At 72.4% G+C, this 17,720-nt stretch carries 18 protein-coding genes; 8 read left to right on the top strand and 10 right to left on the bottom strand.

Annotated features, from left to right (window positions below; genetic code table 11):
• The first annotated feature begins 136 nt into the window (after window positions 1-136).
• Together KSO97_RS03685 and KSO97_RS03680 are read left to right on the top strand one after the other, a co-directional pair.
• On the top strand, window positions 137-1,603 hold the full coding sequence (locus KSO97_RS03685; protein ID WP_232676570.1) for a sugar transferase: 1,467 nt from the start codon (window positions 137-139) through the stop codon (window positions 1,601-1,603).
• A 125-nt stretch (window positions 1,604-1,728) separates the two neighbouring features.
• Entirely contained in the window at window positions 1,729-2,883 is a 1,155-nt protein-coding gene (locus tag KSO97_RS03680; protein ID WP_232676569.1) for a glycerophosphodiester phosphodiesterase family protein, read from the top strand.
• Between the two features lie 10 nt (window positions 2,884-2,893).
• On the opposite strand, the gene KSO97_RS03675 is transcribed toward KSO97_RS03680, so the two are convergent.
• Complete coding sequence (locus KSO97_RS03675; protein ID WP_232676568.1) at window positions 2,894-3,793, bottom strand: dihydropteroate synthase; 900 nt, start codon at window positions 3,791-3,793, stop codon at window positions 2,894-2,896.
• Window positions 3,790-4,542 carry a dihydrofolate reductase family protein gene (locus tag KSO97_RS03670; protein WP_232676567.1) on the bottom strand — a complete coding sequence of 251 codons (753 nt, stop codon included), beginning with the start codon at window positions 4,540-4,542 and terminating at the stop codon, window positions 3,790-3,792. Before KSO97_RS03670 ends, KSO97_RS03675 begins: the two co-directional genes overlap by 4 nt.
• Window positions 4,543-4,646: 104 nt before the next feature.
• Between KSO97_RS03670 and KSO97_RS03665 the strand changes: the two genes are divergently transcribed.
• The gene (locus KSO97_RS03665; protein ID WP_232676566.1) at window positions 4,647-5,561 is read left to right on the top strand and encodes an LLM class flavin-dependent oxidoreductase; all 915 of its coding nucleotides are present in this window, start codon (window positions 4,647-4,649) and stop codon (window positions 5,559-5,561) included.
• Window positions 5,558-6,145 carry a rhomboid family intramembrane serine protease gene (locus KSO97_RS03660; RefSeq protein WP_232676565.1) on the top strand — a complete coding sequence of 196 codons (588 nt, stop codon included), beginning with the start codon at window positions 5,558-5,560 and terminating at the stop codon, window positions 6,143-6,145. Before KSO97_RS03665 ends, KSO97_RS03660 begins: the two co-directional genes overlap by 4 nt.
• On the opposite strand, the gene KSO97_RS03655 is transcribed toward KSO97_RS03660, so the two are convergent.
• Together KSO97_RS03655 and KSO97_RS03650 are read right to left on the bottom strand one after the other, a co-directional pair.
• Entirely contained in the window at window positions 6,142-7,215 is a 1,074-nt protein-coding gene (locus tag KSO97_RS03655; RefSeq protein ID WP_232676563.1) for an acyltransferase, read from the bottom strand. The two genes, KSO97_RS03660 and KSO97_RS03655, sit on opposite strands and share 4 nt — an antisense overlap.
• 53 nt (window positions 7,216-7,268) lie before the next feature.
• Window positions 7,269-8,729 carry an MFS transporter gene (locus KSO97_RS03650; protein WP_232676562.1) on the bottom strand — a complete coding sequence of 487 codons (1,461 nt, stop codon included), beginning with the start codon at window positions 8,727-8,729 and terminating at the stop codon, window positions 7,269-7,271.
• A 124-nt stretch (window positions 8,730-8,853) separates the two neighbouring features.
• Between KSO97_RS03650 and KSO97_RS03645 the strand changes: the two genes are divergently transcribed.
• Window positions 8,854-9,486: a lysoplasmalogenase family protein gene (locus KSO97_RS03645; RefSeq protein ID WP_232676561.1), complete on the top strand. Its 633-nt coding sequence runs from the start codon at window positions 8,854-8,856 to the stop codon at window positions 9,484-9,486.
• A gap of 27 nt (window positions 9,487-9,513) precedes the next feature.
• Here KSO97_RS03645 and KSO97_RS03640 read toward each other — a convergent pair whose 3' ends face one another.
• The 5 genes from KSO97_RS03640 to KSO97_RS03620 form a co-directional block, all read right to left on the bottom strand.
• Window positions 9,514-10,188 carry a hypothetical protein gene (locus KSO97_RS03640; RefSeq protein ID WP_232676560.1) on the bottom strand — a complete coding sequence of 225 codons (675 nt, stop codon included), beginning with the start codon at window positions 10,186-10,188 and terminating at the stop codon, window positions 9,514-9,516.
• Window positions 10,189-10,276: 88 nt separating this feature from the next.
• Complete coding sequence (locus KSO97_RS03635) at window positions 10,277-11,578, bottom strand: APC family permease (RefSeq protein WP_232676559.1); 1,302 nt, start codon at window positions 11,576-11,578, stop codon at window positions 10,277-10,279.
• Window positions 11,575-11,982, bottom strand: coding sequence for an arsenate reductase ArsC (locus KSO97_RS03630; RefSeq protein WP_232676558.1), 408 nt, complete (start codon window positions 11,980-11,982; stop codon window positions 11,575-11,577). Before KSO97_RS03630 ends, KSO97_RS03635 begins: the two co-directional genes overlap by 4 nt.
• Window positions 11,979-12,716: an aquaporin gene (locus tag KSO97_RS03625; RefSeq protein WP_232676557.1), complete on the bottom strand. Its 738-nt coding sequence runs from the start codon at window positions 12,714-12,716 to the stop codon at window positions 11,979-11,981. The genes KSO97_RS03630 and KSO97_RS03625 overlap by 4 nt, the downstream gene beginning before the upstream one ends.
• Complete coding sequence (locus KSO97_RS03620; protein ID WP_374198443.1) at window positions 12,713-13,126, bottom strand: ArsR/SmtB family transcription factor; 414 nt, start codon at window positions 13,124-13,126, stop codon at window positions 12,713-12,715. The genes KSO97_RS03625 and KSO97_RS03620 overlap by 4 nt, the downstream gene beginning before the upstream one ends.
• Here KSO97_RS03620 and KSO97_RS03615 point away from each other — a divergent pair.
• Window positions 13,125-13,874 carry an SDR family oxidoreductase gene (locus KSO97_RS03615; RefSeq protein WP_232676556.1) on the top strand — a complete coding sequence of 250 codons (750 nt, stop codon included), beginning with the start codon at window positions 13,125-13,127 and terminating at the stop codon, window positions 13,872-13,874. The genes KSO97_RS03620 and KSO97_RS03615 overlap by 2 nt on opposite strands.
• Window positions 13,875-13,946: 72 nt before the next feature.
• Window positions 13,947-14,960 carry a TIGR03617 family F420-dependent LLM class oxidoreductase gene (locus KSO97_RS03610; protein WP_232676555.1) on the top strand — a complete coding sequence of 338 codons (1,014 nt, stop codon included), beginning with the start codon at window positions 13,947-13,949 and terminating at the stop codon, window positions 14,958-14,960.
• Window positions 14,961-15,003: 43 nt separating this feature from the next.
• On the opposite strand, the gene KSO97_RS03605 is transcribed toward KSO97_RS03610, so the two are convergent.
• On the bottom strand, window positions 15,004-16,092 hold the full coding sequence (locus KSO97_RS03605; RefSeq protein WP_269781952.1) for an acyltransferase: 1,089 nt from the start codon (window positions 16,090-16,092) through the stop codon (window positions 15,004-15,006).
• 257 nt (window positions 16,093-16,349) lie between these two features.
• Here KSO97_RS03605 and KSO97_RS17770 point away from each other — a divergent pair, with 257 nt between their 5' ends.
• Window positions 16,350-17,636, top strand: a complete 1,287-nt coding sequence (locus KSO97_RS17770) for a calcium-binding protein (RefSeq protein ID WP_269781951.1) — start codon at window positions 16,350-16,352, stop codon at window positions 17,634-17,636.
• The last annotated feature ends 84 nt before the right edge of the window (window positions 17,637-17,720 follow it).

Genomic DNA, 17,720 nt, shown 5'->3' with positions numbered 1-17,720 from the left:
GGTCCGTCTAGTCACATCTACCTAGGCCGTCGGTCCGAAAGTTGGCTCGTAGTCGGCGCGTAACTGTTCTGTTGATGAGTCGTTGAAGTCGTGTCTATTCGGAGACGCCCGTGGGGAGAACGGGGAGGAGGGCCCGATGGCAGCAACTGCAGCAATGGCGACCGAGGTGATCGTCGCACCCGAGCGCGCCCGCGGAAGGGCGGCACAACGCCTCATCGTGCGGGGCCTCGCCCTGCTCGACCTGGGGATCGTCGCCCTCGTCTGCGCCGTCGCCCTGATGGCGCGCGACCTGCTCGCCCCGATCTGGGGCAGCGAGACGGCCAGCATGTCGCTCTGGGCGGCAGCGATCGTCTTCGGCCTCGGCTGGGTGGTCGCACTGCGCACCTGCGGCGCCTACGAGCCGCACGTCCTCACTGTCGGCAGCGACGAGTTCAAGCGGGTCGCGCGAGCCACGGCGGCCAACGTCGCCGCGGTCTCGATCGCCTGCTACTTCGCCGGCTTCACGCTCTCGCGCTCGTTCGTGGCGATCACGGTGGTGGTCGGGCTGCCGTGCCTGTTGGTCGGCCGGCTGTCGATGCGCCGTGCGCTCCACCGGGCGCACCGCCGCAACCGCCTGACCTCCCGCGTGCTCCTCTCCGGTGTCGCGCAGCACATCGACGAGATCGCCGAGATCCTCGAGCGCCAGGCCTGGCTCGGTTACGAGATCTGCGGGGCGCTCACGCCGGGAGGCATCGGGGCGACGACGCCGCGCGGCATCCCGGTGGTCGGTGCCGTGGAGTCCCCGCGTGCCGCCATCGACCTCGTCGGCGCCGATGTGCTCTTCCTCGCCGACACCTCGATCTCCTCCAGCCAGCAGCTGCGCGAGATGGTGTGGGAGCTGGAGGAGCACGACGTCTCCCTGGTCGTGGCGCCCCGCGTGGCAGACATCTCCCACGAGCGGGTGCGCGTCCGCCCGGTCGGCGGCCTTCCGCTGATCCACCTGGAGAAGACCCGCGGCCTCGCCGCGACCCGGCGCCTCAAGCGCATCTTCGACGTCGTGGTCACCCTCGGCCTGATCGTCGCGATCGCGCCACTGATGTTGCTCATCGCGGCTCGTGTGCGCTTCCACGACGGGGGCCCGGTGCTCTACCGCCAGGACCGCGTCGGCCGGGACGGCTCGGTCTTCGGGTGCCTGAAGTTCCGCACGATGGTGACCAACGCCGACGACCTGCGGGCCGAGCTGGCCGAGGCGAACGGCATCAGCCTGTTCTACTTCAAGCTCGCCGACGACCCGCGGATCACCCGGCCAGGACGCTGGCTGCGCCGGCTCTCGCTCGACGAGCTGCCGCAGCTGTTCAACGTGCTGCGCGGCGAGATGAGCCTGGTCGGACCTCGTCCGCTGAGTGTGGCCGAGGTGGCCGCCTACAGCGGCTCGATGCAGCGTCGGCACCTGATCAAGCCCGGGCTCACCGGCCTGTGGCAGGTCTCGGGACGCAGCGAGCTGTCGGCCGAAGAGGCCATGCGGCTCGACCTGTTCTACGTGGACAACTGGTCCATCGTGCAGGACTTGATCATCCTGTGGCGTACCTTCGGCGCTGTCCTCGGATCTCGCGGAGCGTACTGAGCCCACGCTGGGATCACGGGGAAACCTGAGCCACGACGTGGTGGCGCACCGGACGGCGACGCCGTCGCGGTGACGTCGCACGCCGCCGCCCGGCAACGACCGGGGGCGACACGAGAGGAGAATCGGTGAGGAAGGCGCTACTCGCGGCAGCGATCTGCCTGGTGTCGATCGGCATGGTCGCGGCAGGAATCGTGCTCGGCGGCCGCGGCGACGACCCCGCCTCCGGGCCGGTCAGCGGCTTGGAGACCGACGTCGCCATCGCGTCGCCCGGAGCGACGGACCGGCGCGACCTCACCGAGGAGTTCCAGCGCAACCGCCCGATCGTCGTGGGCCACCGGGGCGCGTGGGCCACCTGGCCGGACTACACCGAAGGTGGCTACCGGGCCGCTGTCGAGGGCGGCGCCGACTTCGTCGACGTCGCGACCGTGATGACCAAGGACGGCGTCCTGCTCGCCCGCTACGACGGCGACCTGGCGATCTCCACCGACATCGCCTCCCGATCCGCCTTCAAGGGCCGTCGGACGACCCGCGTCGTCAACGGCCGCGAGGTCAAGGGCTGGTTCGCCGAGGACTTCACCTGGCGCGAGCTCTCCAAGCTGCGCAGCCGCTCCTCCCTCGGCGACTACCGGCGCGCCGCCCAGCAGCGCGACGACCGCGAGCAGATCCTCCGCCTGGAGGACGTGCTCGACCTGGTGCGCCGGCTCTCGCGCGAGAGCGGTCGCGACATCGGCGTGGTCATCGAGCCGCGCGACACCGAGTACGTGCGAGGTCTGGGCCAGCCGATCGAGCCGCTGCTCACCGCGCTCCTGAAGGACTCCCCGCTGGCCGAGGAACCGGGCCGGGTCCTCGTCCAGACCGACGACACCCGCACCGTCACTGCTCTCGCCGACTCCCTGCCGGCGTCGGTCGCGACCGCCTTCCAGGTGACCGAGGAAGTTCTCGAGGGCGGGATATCGGGTGAGTCCCTGCGCGCGCTGCCCTCCAAGATCGACCTGGTGGTCGCCGACATCGACCTCTTCGTGCGCTATCCGGTGCGCGACGCCGTCACCGCGGCCCACGAGGAGGGCCTGGCGCTCTTCGTGCGGATGATCGCACCGGAGAACGCGCTGCTCCTGCCGCAGTTCCGACAGGGCGATGACCTTCGCGCCAACGGCGACCAAGCCGCCGAGGTGCGCTTCTTCCTCGCCGCCGGCGTCGACGGCGTGTTCGCCGACGCCCCGGCAGAGGTGAGCGCCGCGGTCGACCGCCTGCTGCCCGTCTGGCGACGGGCCCGACGCTGATCCAGGCCCTCTAGAGCGGCAGCGCGTCGAGCTCGCCGAGCGCGTCGAGCACGGCGACGACGTGCGGGACCTCGTGCGTGCGGTAGATGCCCGTGCGTCCGAGGTGCGCGAGCACCGTGAAGAAGCCCTCGGCGGTCCGGAACTGATCCTCGAAGAGGTCGAACGCATGCGGCATCGCGTGGCAGACCGGCACGCCGAGCGAGCGGAGCCGGAACGTCTGCAGCAGCGTGGCGGCCTGGTAGCGCGCACGCGCACGCTGGTCGCCGAGCCGGAACCCGAACCCGAGACCGGGGTCGATGGCGATGCCCGGTACACCGAGCTCGCGGGCGCGTGCGATGCGGGGGCCGAACCGGTCGAGCATGCCTGGAACCGGGTCTGCGTCGACGTCGGAACCGTCGAGCGCGCGCGCATGCGTGCCCAGCACGTGGCACAGCACCACGGAAGCGCCGTGCTCGGCCGCGAGCGCGAAGATCGCGTCGTCGTCGGTGCTGCCGGTCAGGTTGACCACGGCCGCGCCCGCCGTGAGGCCGGCCCTCACCACAGCGGTGTCGTAGCCCTCCACCGACACGCAGAGTCCCTCGGCCGCCAGGGCCTCCACGACCGGCACCAGCCGGGCCGACTGGGCGGAGGCATCGACCCGATCCGCAGTGGCCCTGCTCGACTCAGCGCCGACGTCGATCAGGTGCGCGCCCTGGGCCGCCATCACGCGGCCCTTGCGAATGGCGGACGCGGTGGTGACGGCGACGCTCTCGCGGTAGGTGGAGTCGCGACTGAGGTTGATCGCACCCATCACGATCGGGCGCTCGTCCGTGTCGTGGCTGCGCCCGCCCATCACGAACGGCTCCACGCTGCGCGCGAGCTCGTCGGCGTGCGTCGTGGCGAGCGCCGCCAGCGTCGCGAGGTCGATCATGCGTCGTGCCGGACGTAGCGCATCATCAAGAAGTCGTCGGCGGTGAGCACGTGCTCGAGTCTCAACCATGCGACCGACTCCGGTCCGACGCCGTTCGGGGAGTGGGCGGTGCCCGCGAACCCGGGGGAGAGGCTGATGTCCGCCTCGTCGAGAAGCCCGGTGCGGACGAACTCGTCCAACAGCGTCGGACCGCCCTCGCACACGATGCGGCGCAGCCCGCGCCGCTCGAGGACCGCCACCACGTCGCCGGCCGAGGGGCGCGGGGAGTCCACCACCTCCAGGTCGCACTGGGTACGGGCCCAGGCGACCTGCATCGGATCGGCGTCGGTGCCGGTCACGACGATCGGCGTCTGGGCCGACTCCGCGAACACCGGCTCGCTCCACGGCAGGTCCAGCGAGCCGCTGACGACGACGAGCGTCGGGGCGGGCAGCTGACCGGCAGCGCGACGACGCTCGGCATCGGCGTCCTGGGCCCGCATCGGCCGGTACCGCTCGGCGCGGAGCGTCCCGGCGCCGATCAGCACGGCGTCGGCGAAGCGACGGACGGCGTCGAAGACCGCCTTGTCCGCCTCCGAGGAGATCGATCCGCTGAGTCCGTCGGGCCCTGCCGCCGCGCCGTCCAAGGTCGTGACCATCATCGCCCGGACCCAGCGGCCCTCCTCGGGCCAGCGGTAGAGGTCGGCGACGTCGTCGTGCGACAGGTCGCGGCCGGCCTCGGCTCCCCACAGACAACGCACACGCGAGCTCACGCTCGGACTGTAGCGACGGCTGCCGCCGCGGACCCCACCCCGTGTCGTCGGACGCAGGTGCCCGCACGGACGAGACCGAACGCGCCATCTGCCAAGGTGTGCGCATGCAGATCGGCATGACGCTCCCGGTGATGGAACCCGACGTGTGGGCACGTGGCCCCGAGACGCTGGAGGCGTGGGCCCGCGCGAGCGACGAGGGACCGTTCTCCGCCCTCTCCTTCGGCGAGCGGATGGCCTTCGACAATCCCGAGACCCTGACGCTGCTCGGCGCCGTCTCGTCGTGGACGTCGCGGGTCCGCCTGGTGACCACGGTCATCGTGCCGCAGCTGCACGATCCGGTGCTCCTGGCCAAGTCGCTGGCCACGGGCGACCAGCTGTGCCGCGGCCGTCTCACCGTGGGGGTGGGTGTCGGCGGACGCGAGGAGGACTACCGCGCTGCCGGCGCGGACCCCGCCACCCAGACCATGCGCCAGATGGCCGAGCGGGTAGCGACGATGCGGCGCGTCTGGGCAGGCGAGAACGTCACCGGCGCCACCCGTCCGGTCGGTCCGGCACCGGTGCAGGACGGCGGCCCGCCGATCCTGGTCGGCACGCTCGGCCCCAAGACGATCCGCAACGCCGCCGGCTGGGCCGACGGGCTCGCCGGCGTCACGCTCGACCTCGACGTCGACGCCGTCGGGGGACTCTTCGATCTCGCGCGCTCGGCGTGGGCCGAGGCCGACCGCGGCACGCCGCGCCTGACGACGTCCTTCTGGTTCGCGCTGGACGAGGACGGCGCCTCGGGTGCCGCGCGGGCCCAGGTGCACCGTCACCTGCGCCACTACATGAACTGGATCCCCGCGGAGTTCGTCGACGCGATGGCGCCGACCACCGGTTTCGCGGGCACAGCGGCCGAGCTCGTCGAGGTGCTCCAGCGGTTCGAGGACATCGGGGCCGACGAGGTGCAGCTGATCCCCACGGGTTCCGACGTCGAGCAGGTGCACCGGGTGGCCGAGGTGATCGGACGCTGGGCGGCGTGACCCGACGCGCGGGCGGGCCGCACGCCACCCGCCCGACGTGGCAGACGGCCGGCGCGACCGTCGTCGGGTTCGTCGTCGTGCTGTGGGCGATCGAGGTCGTCGACACCGTCGCGTCGCACCGGCTCGACCAGTACGGCGTCCGCCCGCGCACCGACGAGGGCCTGCTCGGCATCGTGGTCGCGCCGCTCCTGCACAGCGGCTGGACGCATCTGGAGGCCAACTCCGTGCCCGCCCTGGTGCTGGGCTTCCTCGTCCTGGTGACCGGTCTGCGTCGCGGACTGATCGCCACCGCCGTGATCTGGGTGTTCTGCGGCGTCGGGGTGTGGCTCCTCGGGCCTGCCCACACCAACCACATCGGCGCGTCCGGTCTGGTCTTCGGCTGGCTCGTCCTCGTGATGATCCGCGGGTTCCTCGCCCGCCACGTCGGTGAGATCGCGCTGGGCGTGGCGGTGTTCGTCGTCTACGGCAGCCTGCTGTGGGGCGTCCTACCGGGCGAGCCGGGCATCTCCTGGCAGGGCCACCTCTTCGGTGCCCTCGGAGGGGTCGTCGCTGCCGTGGTGACGCGCCCGCGCGCGCGGCACTAGCGGGCGGATGCGGCGTCCGGGCTCAGTGTCGAGGCCTGCGATCCGGTGAAGGGTCGCTCGAGCCAGATGTAGCTGAGCCACGTCGCACCGCAGCTCAGCACGAGGAGTCCGACGCCGGTGACGCTGCCCGGCACGCCGGGGACGTCGACGTCGAGGAATGCGGCGGGCACCGCGTGCCACAGGTACAGGCTGTAGCTGATCTGCCCCAGCGCGACGAGGGGTGCCCAGGTCATCACGCGCTCCAGAGCCCCGCTCCCGCCGGCGTAGTGCCACCACAACAGTGTCGCGGTGCCGAGGGTGGCGAGCGGGATCCCGACCAGGCGCACCGCCCAGGTGTCGAAGGCGTACGGGACCACGAGCACGTAGGCCGCGACCGCGATCGTCACCGCCCAGGCGAACGACGTCGGGATCGGTCGCAGCGTCGTGCCGGCGTCGCGAGCCGCCGCGACAGCGAGCGCCACCGAGCCCCCGACCATCAGCTCACCGAACCGGGGGAACGGGGCGTAGTAGAACGCCTCGGCCGGGATCCACAGCATCGCGAGGTAGAGCACGACGCCGCCGACGAAGGCGATCCGAGCCGCGCGACCGGGTGCGACGCCGGCCTTGCGGGCGCGCCAGACCAGCCAGGGCCACACCAGGTAGAACATCCACTCCGCACCCAGCGACCAGGTGACCCCGAACGGGAGCGGTGCCTCGCCACCCATCCAGGGCAGCCACGACAGCTGGGTGAGGGTGAGCAGACCGTTGGTCAGGGCCGTCGCGTCCGACTCCGGCTCGGCGTCGGGCACGAGGAGCACGAGCGCCGTCGCCACGACGACGACGCCGACCAGCGCCGGGTAGAGCCGCCGGACGCGTCGACGCAGGAACTGCACGACGTCGGCGGCCGGGGTGGTCATCGTGGCGCGCCAGAGGATCGTGGTGATCACGAAGCCGCTGAGGACGAAGAACACGTCGACGCCGATGAGGCCGCCGTAGCCGAAGCCGGCGATCGGGTCGACCCAGTGCGTCATCAGCACGGCTCCGATGGCGATACCGCGCACACCGTCGAGGAAGGCCACCCGATTCTGCACGGGGGGACTGTAGCCGCCGCCGTGCCCTCGCCGGACCCGAACGCCCGACGCCGTCAGGGGGTGGGCCGGCGACGGCGCGCGCGGGGGCGTCCCCGCGTCACTGCGGGCACTGCGACGGCGAGCCCGGCGGCGAAGCACACGGCGGCCAGGATCGCGAGGGTGTGGCGCAGCGCCTGGTCGTCCGCGCCGAAGAGGTCGAGGAGCGCGACCGACAGCGCCGAGCCGACGGAGAAGCCGAGATAGCGCAGCAGCTGGTTGAAGGCCATCGCGCTGCCGGTCTCGGCGACCGGCACCCGAGGCACGATGAGGACGGCGAGGGAGGAGAAGGTGAAGCCGCTGCCCAGGCCTCCGATGCCCATGGCCACCAGCACCTGCCACAACGCGTCGTGCCACAGCATCAAGAACAGCAGCGACGAGGCGAACACGGTGCAACCGATCGGCAGCAGCACCTGGGTGCCCACCCACGCCGCCACGGCGCGCGCCACTCGCGCCCCCAGGACCGACAGGACGGCGTAGGGCAACAGCACGAGCCCGGCCGCGGAGACACCGAGGCCGAGCCCGAAGCCGGTCGTCGGTCCGCCGCCGTCGGACTGCACGATGAGCACCACCAGGGTGAGCAGCCCGTACATGCCCACTCCGGCGCAGCTGGCGACCAGGTTCGGGCCGCCGACGCCGGGCCGGACCGCCAGGCGCAGATCGACGAGCGGATGGGCGCGGCGCCAGGTCCACCGCGCCCAGGCGAAGACGACGAGCAACCCGCCGAACCCCAGCGTGAGCACGACGGAGGAGAGCCAGCCCCACCGCTCGCCCTGGCTGACGGCGAGCAGCACGCCGACCATGCCGACGGAGAGCAGGCCAGCCCCGACCAGGTCGACCCGCGGACGCTCGTCACTCGAGGCGGCCGGGATGTCCCGCCACGCCGCGAGGAGCGTGCACGCCACGAGCAGCGTGCCGAACCAGTAGGCGCCGGCCAGGCCGAGGTGCTCGGCGACCGACGCCGTCACCGGGTAGCCCAACCCCGCACCGGCGACGGTGGTCACCGAGAGCAGCGCCACGATCGACGACAGCTCCTCGCCGACCCAGGAGTCGCGGGTGACGGCGAGGGCGAGAGGCACGAGGCCCAGCCCGATGCCCTGGAGCGCGCGGCCCGCCACCATCAGGCCGAAGCCCTCGCCCACCGCGGCCGAGATCGCGGAGAGCACCGTGCCGAGCAGCACCGCACCCAGCCCGCCGAGCATCACGGGGCGGCGCCACGGTCCACTGCCCCAGCGGCCCAGCAGCGGGGCGCAGACCGCGCCGACCAGCAGGGTCGCTGTCAGCGCCCATTGCGCGGAGACCAGCGGGACGTCGAAGGTCGCGGCGATCTCGGGCACCAGCGGTGCGCCGAGGCTGCTGACCACGGCCGTCACCGTGGTGATCAGGGCGAGGGTGCCGAGGAGACGGCGGTCGCCCGCCGTGGTCGGCGAGCCCGGGCCGGTTGCCGCGTCGGCGAACTCACCGCTGATGGTGCGCACCTCCCGTGACGGGCCGCCTGACCGGGCCCTTCCGCGATCGTAGGTCAGTCCTCGTCGACGACGGCCCGTGGTCCTCTCCGCTCCAGGACCACCCTTCGCCCGTCGGGTCGGACAGGATGAGCCCATGAGGTCACCCTCGGTGCGTGCCACCTACGCCGCGACCGCCGTCGCCACGGCCCTCGCGGGAGCGCTCGAGCGTCGGCGTCCGCTGATGGTGAGCAAGTCGCTGCTGATGCCGGTGCTGCAGGCCCGGCCGTCGCCACCCCTCCTGCGGGTCGCCCTGGCGGCCGCCTGGGTCGGCGACGTCGCGCTGCTGCCGCCCGCCTCCCCCGAGGACGACGCCGCCGCGCGCCGTCGTCTGCGTCGAGGTGCCGCGGCGTTCGCCGTCCAGCAGGGCGCCTACCTCGTGGCGATGCGGCGTGCCGGCATCACGCCGGCCACCCGGGTCGCCGTGCCGGTCGCCGTCTGGATGGGCGCGTTGGCGTCGCTCGACGCACGGGCCCGCCGCAGCGCCGTCGACCCGATGATCGCCGGCTATGGCGCGCTGCTCGCCGCCATGGCGGCCACGGCGATGAGTTCGCAGGATCCGGTAGTCGCTCGTGGCGGGGCCAGCTTCCTCGCCTCCGACTCCACGATCCTGATGCGCGAACTGCTGTTGCGTAGTCACGCGTCGCGGGCGCTCGCCGAGGGCCTCGTTCTCAGCAGCTACGCGTTCGCCCAGTGGTCGCTGGTCGACGGTCTGACCCGTCGGTCCTGAACTATCGGGCCGTCGAATCGATCGGCCTCACCCGGCGAGGTTCGCTCGCGCCCGTTCGGCCAGCCGCACGGCCGCGTGGCGCACGATCGGCAACTCCTCGGGGTCGCGAGCGGCCTCGTGCGGGACGGCGCCGCCGAGCAGTGCGGCGGGCTGGGTCAGCCAGGCCCACACCTTCCACGGGTCGGTTCCGACGGACAGCAGCGGCTCGAGCACCGCCGCCAGCTCCGCCCGGAGCTCGCCGGCCGCGTCGAGCTGGAAGGCGGGCACGAGCACCGAGGTGGTGCCCGAGCGCGACGACTGGTGCGAGATCACCAGGAGCGCCGAACGCTCGGCGGCCTTGTGGACGGCGAACCGGGTGGCGTTCTCGCTCGCCCCGCGGACCGCGGCCAGGCTCGCGTAGTCGTGCGTGGGGCTGTCGAGCAGCGCCGCTCGCACCCGCGCGAGGTGCCGCAGTTGCACCAAGGCGACGGGGACGGCGTGTTCGGCCTCGTCGCCGTCGCGGCGCAGCTGGGTCTCGAGTTCGGCGAGCCGGTCGGCGTCGAGGGCCGCACCGGTGCGGGGGTCGAGCCAGCGCGCGACGCCGTCGTCGTCGCGGGTGAAGGTCGGGAGGCCGGCGGTGGCGAGTTGCTCGGCGAGCCCGAGCCCCTCCAACCAGCTCGCCATGCGCTCGGCCCGCTCGGTGCTCGGGTTCGACTCATCCACGTCGCCAAGCCTCCCACGGTGCCCGCCGCTCGCTGGTGCGTCTCCATCGCGCGGCACCGAGGCCGGTCGTCGTCGCACGCGGTGACAGCTAGGGCCGAACCCAGCGCAGGCGCACCACTCGCCAGGAGAGTCCCAGCGCTAGGACGCCGCCGCCGACCGCGACCGAGACGGCGGGCAGCGTCGCCATCAGCACCACGCAGCCGACCGCGCCGAACACCTGCAGTGCCCGCGGGAACCGGCGCGCGTCGCGCTGCTGGGTGTGGGCGGCGAGATTGGCGACGAGGTAGTAGAAGAGCACCCCGAACGAGGAGAAACCGATCACGCTGCGCAGGTCGACCACGAGCACGAGACCGCACACGACGGCGGTGAGTGCGAGCTCGGCGCGGTGCGGCACCAGGTGACGCGGGTGGACAGCGGCCAGCCAGCGCGGAAGCTCGCCGTCGCGGGCCATCGCCAGCGTGGTGCGGCTGACGCCGAGGCACAGGCCGAGCAGCGCGCCGAGGGCAGCGGCACAGGCGCCGAGACGCACGAGCGGCTCGGCCCACGACCAGCCGCTCGTCTCCACGACGACGGCGAGCGGCGCCGGTGAACCGGCGGTGGCTCCCGCGCCCAGGGCGAGCAGCACTGTGAGTGCCATCAGGGCGTAGATCGCGACGGCGAGTGCCAGGGCGATCTGCACGGCCCGTGGAATGGTGCGTGCAGGATCGCGCACCTCCTCGCCCAGGGTCGCGATCCGCGCGTAGCCGGCGAAGGCGAAGAAGAGCAGGCCCGCCGACTGCAGCACGGCGTACCAACCGACCTCGCCAGCGTCGGCGAGCGGAGCGACCCGGGCGACGTCGGGCCCGGTGCCGATCAGCCCGGCCAGCGCGACGACGACCAGGGCCGTCAACGAGACGGCCAGGATGACGCGGGTGGCTCGCGCGGTGCGCGTGACGCCGCGGTAGGTGATCGCCGAGATCACGATCATCGCGCCGACCGCCGTCGGGCGGTGCCATCCGTCGGGTGCGGCGTAGGCGGCGAAGGTCAGCGCCATCGCCGCGCAGCTGGCCGTCTTGCCGATCACGAAGCCCCACCCCGCCGCGAACCCCCAGCCCGGGCTCAGCCGCTCGCGGCCGTAGACGTAGGTGCCGCCCGACGACGGGTACTGGGCCGCCAGCTGCGCCGACGACGTCGCATTCGCGTAGGCGATCGCCGCCGCGACCACGAGTCCGATCAGCAGGGCCGAGCCCGCTACCTCGGCCGCCGGCGCGAACACCGCGAACACCCCGGCTCCCACCATCGAGCCGAGGCCGATCGTGACGGCGTCCGCGGTTCCGAGGTGGCGGGCGAGGGGCGGCTGGGTGGTCGACGGGCGGTGCCCGGCCGGGCGCCTGCCGGGGTCGCCGGTCACCGATCCAGGCTCGCGATCAGCGCCACCACGCGGCTGCGGGTCTGGTCCCGGATCGCGCGGACCGCCGCCAGGTCTTGGCCGGCGGGATCCTCCAACGTCCAGTCCTCGTAGCGGGTGCCGGGGTAGTACGGGCACGCGTCGCCGCACCCCATCGTCACGACGACGTCGCTGGCGGCCACGTCGTCCGCGCTCAGTACGCGTGGCTGGGCGGCGCCGAGGTCGATGCCCTCCTCGAGCATCGCCGCGACCGCCGTCGGATTGATCTGGTCCGCGGGCATCGACCCGGCCGACCGGACCTCGATGCGATCTCCGGCGAGGTGCCGCAGGTAGCCCGCAGCCATCTGGGAGCGCCCCGCGTTGTGCACGCACACGAAGAGGACGGCAGGACGAGTGCTGCTGGTCATCGGAGCTCCTGAGGTTCGTCGGCCGGGTCGGTGACGGGGTGGTCGTCGTGCGCGCTGCTCAGAGCGCGGCACAGCGCCAGGGCCAGCACACCGCCGAGCAGTTGCATGCCGATGAACATCGGTGCCGATGCTGGTGAGATCCCGGTGAAGGTGTCCGACAGGGTGCGCGCGACCGTGACCGCGGGGTTGGCGAAGCTGGTGCTGCTCGTGAACCAGTACGCCGCCGTGATGTAGCCGCCGACGGCGAGCGCCACGGGGACGTCACCGGGCGCAGCCGACTCGGGCGCGGGCGGAGAAGCCCATCGGTGTCCCGTGCCGAGGACGACGAGCACCAGGCCGGAGGTCGCGACCACCTCGCCGAGCCACAGGCCCGCGCCGGTGCGGTCGGTGCCCGCGACGCTGACGACGTCGAGTTCGAACATCAGGTTCGCCACCAGCGTGCCGAGGATCCCCCCGGCCACCTGGGAGGCGATCAGCGCGATGGCCTGACGTGCGTCGAGGCGATGCAGCGCCAGTTCGACCACCGTGATCACCGGGTTGAAGGCCGCCGAGACCGGTCGCAGGGCCAGGATCAGTGCCACCAGCACCGCTCCGGTCGCGAGACTGTTGACCAGCAGTTGGAGGCCGACGTCGTCGGTCAGCCGGGTCGCCGAGATCCCCGAGCCGACGACGGTCGCCACGAGGAGACCCGTACCCACCAGCTCGGCCAGGCACCGCTGCGCCGTCGTGCTCATCGGGCGACCGATCCCAGCAACGCGCAGAGATCGGCGAGCACATCGCGTCGAGCGGCGTAGTAGACCCAGACGCCGCGCTTGCTGCGATCGACGAGCCCGGCCTCGTGAAGCACCTTCAGGTGGTGGCTGATGGTCGGCTGGCTCAGGTCGAACGCGTCGTTCAGGTCGCACACGCACGCCTCGCCGTCGGCGTGCGAGGCGATCAGTGAGAGCAGCCGGAGTCGGACCGGGTCGGCGAGCGCCTTGAGGACGGGTGCCACGCCACCCGCCGTCTCGGCCGACATCGGCTCGGTGAGCAGTGATGAGCACCGGGCCACGGCGTGGGGTGCGGTCGGGTCAGCCCCGAATGAATTCGACACCCGTCTATATTGACAGATGTCGATGCCATGGGCCACTACGCTGCCGCCCATGACCCGCGACCTGGCCGTCATCACCGGTGGCAGCCGTGGCGTCGGCGCCGCGACGGCGCGCGAACTGGCGCGCCGGGGGTGGAACGTGCTGCTGACCTTCCGGGCCGAGGAGGCCGCCGCGGCCACGGTCGTCGGCGACTGCCGCGACCTCGGGGCGTGGGCAGGGGCCGTGCGGGTCGACGTCAGCAGCGAGGAGGACGTCCGCGGGCTGTTCGCGGACGTGCCTGGGGAGGCCGGTGCTCTGCGGGCACTGGTGAACAACGCCGGCATCGTCGCGCCGACCGGACCGCTCGCCGATCTGGACGGCGAGCGCATGCGTCGCGTTCTCGAGGTCAACGTGCTCGGGGTGCTGCTCTGCTCGCGCGAGGCGGTGCGTCGGATGGCGACCGATCGCGGCGGCGTCGGGGGATCGATCGTCAACGTCTCCTCGCGCGCCGCGGTGCTGGGATCGCCCGGGGAGTACGTCGACTACGCGGCGTCCAAGGCCGCGGTCGACACGATCACCACCGGCCTCGCCCGCGAGGTCGCCGACCGCGGGATCCGCGTCAACAGCGTCCGGCTGGGCCTGATCGACACCGAGATCCACGACCGCAACGGCCAGGCGGGCCGGGTGGAGAGGATGGCGCCGGGCATCCCGCTGGGCCGCGCCGGAGCACCCGAGGAGGTCGCTCGTGCGATCGCCTGGCTGCTGGGGGAGGAGTCGTCGTACACGACCGGCACCCACCTCGATGTCGCGGGCGGCCGCTGATCGGTCAGCAAATGCCGACGGGTCAGCGTGGGGTGGGCGCGGAGGAAGGACGACGGTGAGAGGGTGGCGCCGATGAAGCTCGACGTGCAGTTGGACGGACGCCCCGATCAAGCCGCCGAACGCGCCCGCGCCCTGATCGCGGCCGGGGTCGACGGCCTCTTCACCTTCGAGGGGCCGCACGACGTCTTCGCGCCTCTCATCGTCGCGGCGGGCTCCTCCGACGTACCGCCGACCGACCTGATGACGAACGTCGCGATCGCCCTGCCCCGCAGTCCGATGCACCTGGCCAACCTGGCCTACGACCTGCACCTGCTCTCAGGCGGGCGGTTCCGCCTCGGTCTCGGGTCGCAGATCCGCCCGCACATCGAGAACCGCTACGGGTCGACCTGGAGCCGGCCCGCTGCTCGGATGCGCGAGACGGTGCTGGCGGTCAAAGCGATCCTCGCGTCCTGGCAGGACGGCACCCGACTCGACTTCCGCGGCGAGTTCACCCGTCACACGTTGATGCCGCCGACCTTCGTGCCCGGTCCCAACCCCTACGGCGTCCCGCCGGTGCTGCTCGGCGCCCTGGGGCCGGTGATGACGCGTACTGCGGCGGAGGTCGCCGACGGTCTGCTGGTGATGCCGTTCCACAGCCATCGCCACGTACGGGAGCGCACCCTTCCGGCCGTCGCCGAGGGGCTGGCGCGGGCCGGTCGGGAGCGGATCGACCTGTACCCCCAGGCGATCGTCGCCACAGGCGAGACGCCCGAGGCGATCGAGGCCGCCACGCTCGGCGTCCGGGGACTGCTGGCGTTCTACGGCTCGACCCCGGCCTACCGTTCGGTGCTCGAGGTCGAGGGGTGGGGAGACCTCCAGCCCGAGCTCAACACGCTCTCCAAGACCGGCGACATCGCCGCGATGATCGATCTCGTCGACGAGGACATGCTGCGCACGCTCGCCGTCGTCGGGACGCCCGTCGAGTGCGCAGCCGAGATCGGCCGCCGGTTCGGCGACATCGCCGATCGGGTCTGCGCCTACTTCCCCGGCTCGACCCACCCGCCGCACGTGATCTCCGCGCTCGCCGGCGCCCTGCGCGACGTCTGACGCGCCGCGAGGCCGGCCAGCTCCCCGGAGCCCGCCGAGGGGCTCACGCCCGGGTGTCGGACGGCGTCACCGGCGCCCCGGGCGCGGCGAGGATCCCCGCGCGCGAGCCGGTGAAGGGCCGCTCGAGCCAGCGATAGCTCGCCAGTGCTGCGACCACGCTGAGTCCGAGGAACGCCGCGCCCGCCAGTGCGCCCGAGGAGCCGGCGATCTCGACGTCGAGGAACGAGGCTGGAACGGCGTGCCAGAGGTAGAGGCTGTAGCTGATCCGACCGAGAGCCACGAGCGGCGACCACGTCAGCAGGGTCTCGACGAGGCCGGTGCCGCCCGCGTAGTGCCACCACAGGATGAGCAGCGTCGTTGCGGTGGCGAGCGGGATTCCGACGAACCGGGTCTGCCACGCCTCGACCGCCCACGGGGCGATCACGACGTACACCGCGAAGGCGACCACGCTGCACCACACGAGCGCCGTCGGGCACGACCGCATCCTCGTGCCGTGCTCGCGATGATGCGCCACGAGCAGAGCCAGTGCGGCGCCGGCGAGCAGCTCGCCGAAGCGCGGCACCGGGAGGACGTAGAAGACGTCGCCGTCGACGGCGAGCGTCGAGAGGTAGCAGACCGCGCCGATCGCGAGGCTCGCCCGTGCCGCGCGCACGGCGGTCCACCCACGGTCACGCCAGGTCAGGACGAGCCAGGGCCAGAGCAGGTAGAAGGTCCACTCGATGCCGAGGGACCAGGTGACGCCGAACGGGTCGGTGTCCGCGCCGGTCGCCGAGACGAGCCAGGTCAGCTGGGCGAGTGCGGCGGCGCCGAGCTCGGCCGCACGTTGCCCGGATGGTTCGGCCCCCGGCGTCAGCGCGACGAGAACCGTGGCCGCGACCACGACCCCCGCGAGAGCGGGGTAGAGCCGCCGCACGCGTCGCCCCAGGAAGTGGGTCGTCCGAGCGACGAGCGGGCCTGGATCCGTGCGCCACAGCAGCGTGGTGATGATGAAGCCGCTCAGCACGAAGAAGACGTCGACGCCGAGCAGGCCGCCTTGCCCCCAGCCCAGCGTCGGCTCGAACCAGTGGGTGAGCAGCACACACCCGATAGCAACCCCCCGCACCCCGTCAAGGAATGCGACCCTCGTCCCCATCCGGGGAGCCTAAGTGATCCCGCGGATCGGGCAGATGTCGGCTGGCCGCCGCCCCCGCACGCACCTGAGCACCTTCGACTCGGTCGCCGTGCCTCCGGCACGGCTCCCTCCTCGGCGGCACCCATGCACGCGCCGGGACGACGCCCACCACGACAGCCCCTATCCGCGGAATCACTAGACCAGCCCCGATCGCGACGGCCGGTGAGTTGGCGACCGGCCTCTGGACGCCGCGGGCCGGTCACGACAGGATCGCCGACATGACGAGCACGATCATGCGCCGGATGTCCCACGCTGCCGCAGCGATCACGGTTGCGGCCGCCACCACGGCGCTCGCCTCGCCGACGCACGCGTCCGCGCCTCAGGCGCGGGCGGGCGCACCCGCCGGGGGGGGGGGGATGACCCCCGAGGCTGCCGCGGAGAACGGCCTGCCGGAGGCGACGATCGTCATCGACGCGACCAGCTCCAAGGGCGAGCTGTACCTGACGTGGAACAACGCCCTGAGCCAGGTGGCGATGACCTTCCGCGAGAGCACCGGGAGCGCTGCGCCCGGGTTCAGCTCGGTGCCCCAGGGGTGCTCGGCCGAGTTCGGTGTCGTCTCCTGCCCGCTGGACGCGGTCGTCGCCTACCTGGGAGCAGGAGACGACCAGATCACGCAGAGCGGCGTGTGCATGGCAGCGCTGGTGGCGAACCTCGGAGACGGGGCCAACAAGCTGTATGCGGGCGACGACTGCCCGAACCAGTCCACGGTCGTCAGTGCGGGGAGCGGGAAGGACGAGGTCGCCTTCTGGGGAGCACGGCTCGCGGGGAGCTATGTCGAGCTCGGCGGAGGCAACGACAGCTTCGTCGGCAGCGCAGGCCCCGACGAGGTGCGCGCAGGCGGGGGGAACGACGACCTGCGTGGTCTCGCCGGTGACGACAAGCTCTTCGGCGACGGCGGCAACGACCGGCTGTGGGGCGGGCCGGGTGCGGATATCCAGAACGGCGGTGCCGGCAACGACACCTTCTACACGGAGTCCGGCAACTCCGGGAACGGGCCCGACAGCCTCCTCGACAGCGGGGCGGACGACGTCCGGGGCGGACCCGGGCGCGACACCGTCGACGCGAGTGGCGACGTCAACGCGGTCGTGATCAGCCTCGACGACAAGGCCAACGATCGAGCGGCAGGCACCGGAGGCGACAACTACCACTCCGACATCGAGCGGATCTACGGATCCAGCGGGAACGACCGCATCGTCGGCGGTGGCAAGGCCGAGGAGATCAGCGGCGGTGCCGGAGACGACACGATCATGGGCGGAGGCGGCAACGACGTCCTCTCCGGCGGGGGCGGCAGCGACCGGATCGTCGGTGGACCGGGCCGCGACTCCGTGTACGGCGACACCGGCACGTGCTGCCTGGACAACGGCAACGACACCATCGATGTCCGCGACGGACAGCGCGACCAGGTCAACTGCGGGGGCGGTGCCGACGTCGTGCTCGCCGACAAGTCCGACCTCGCGGCTCGCGAGGGCTTCCAGCGATGTGAGTCGGTGCGGCGGAAGAAGTAGCGGAACGGCTCGGTCCGCCCGCCGCCGATCTCAGGCGCGGAGCGGCGTGACCGACCAGACCGCGCCCGCTGAGTGCTGGTCGAG

The organism is Nocardioides sp. R-C-SC26 (assembly GCF_021246465.1).
Classification (GTDB): domain Bacteria; phylum Actinomycetota; class Actinomycetes; order Propionibacteriales; family Nocardioidaceae; genus Nocardioides.
Note: the sequence above shows the minus strand (reverse complement) of the source record. Positions and strands in the feature narration are given on the sequence as shown.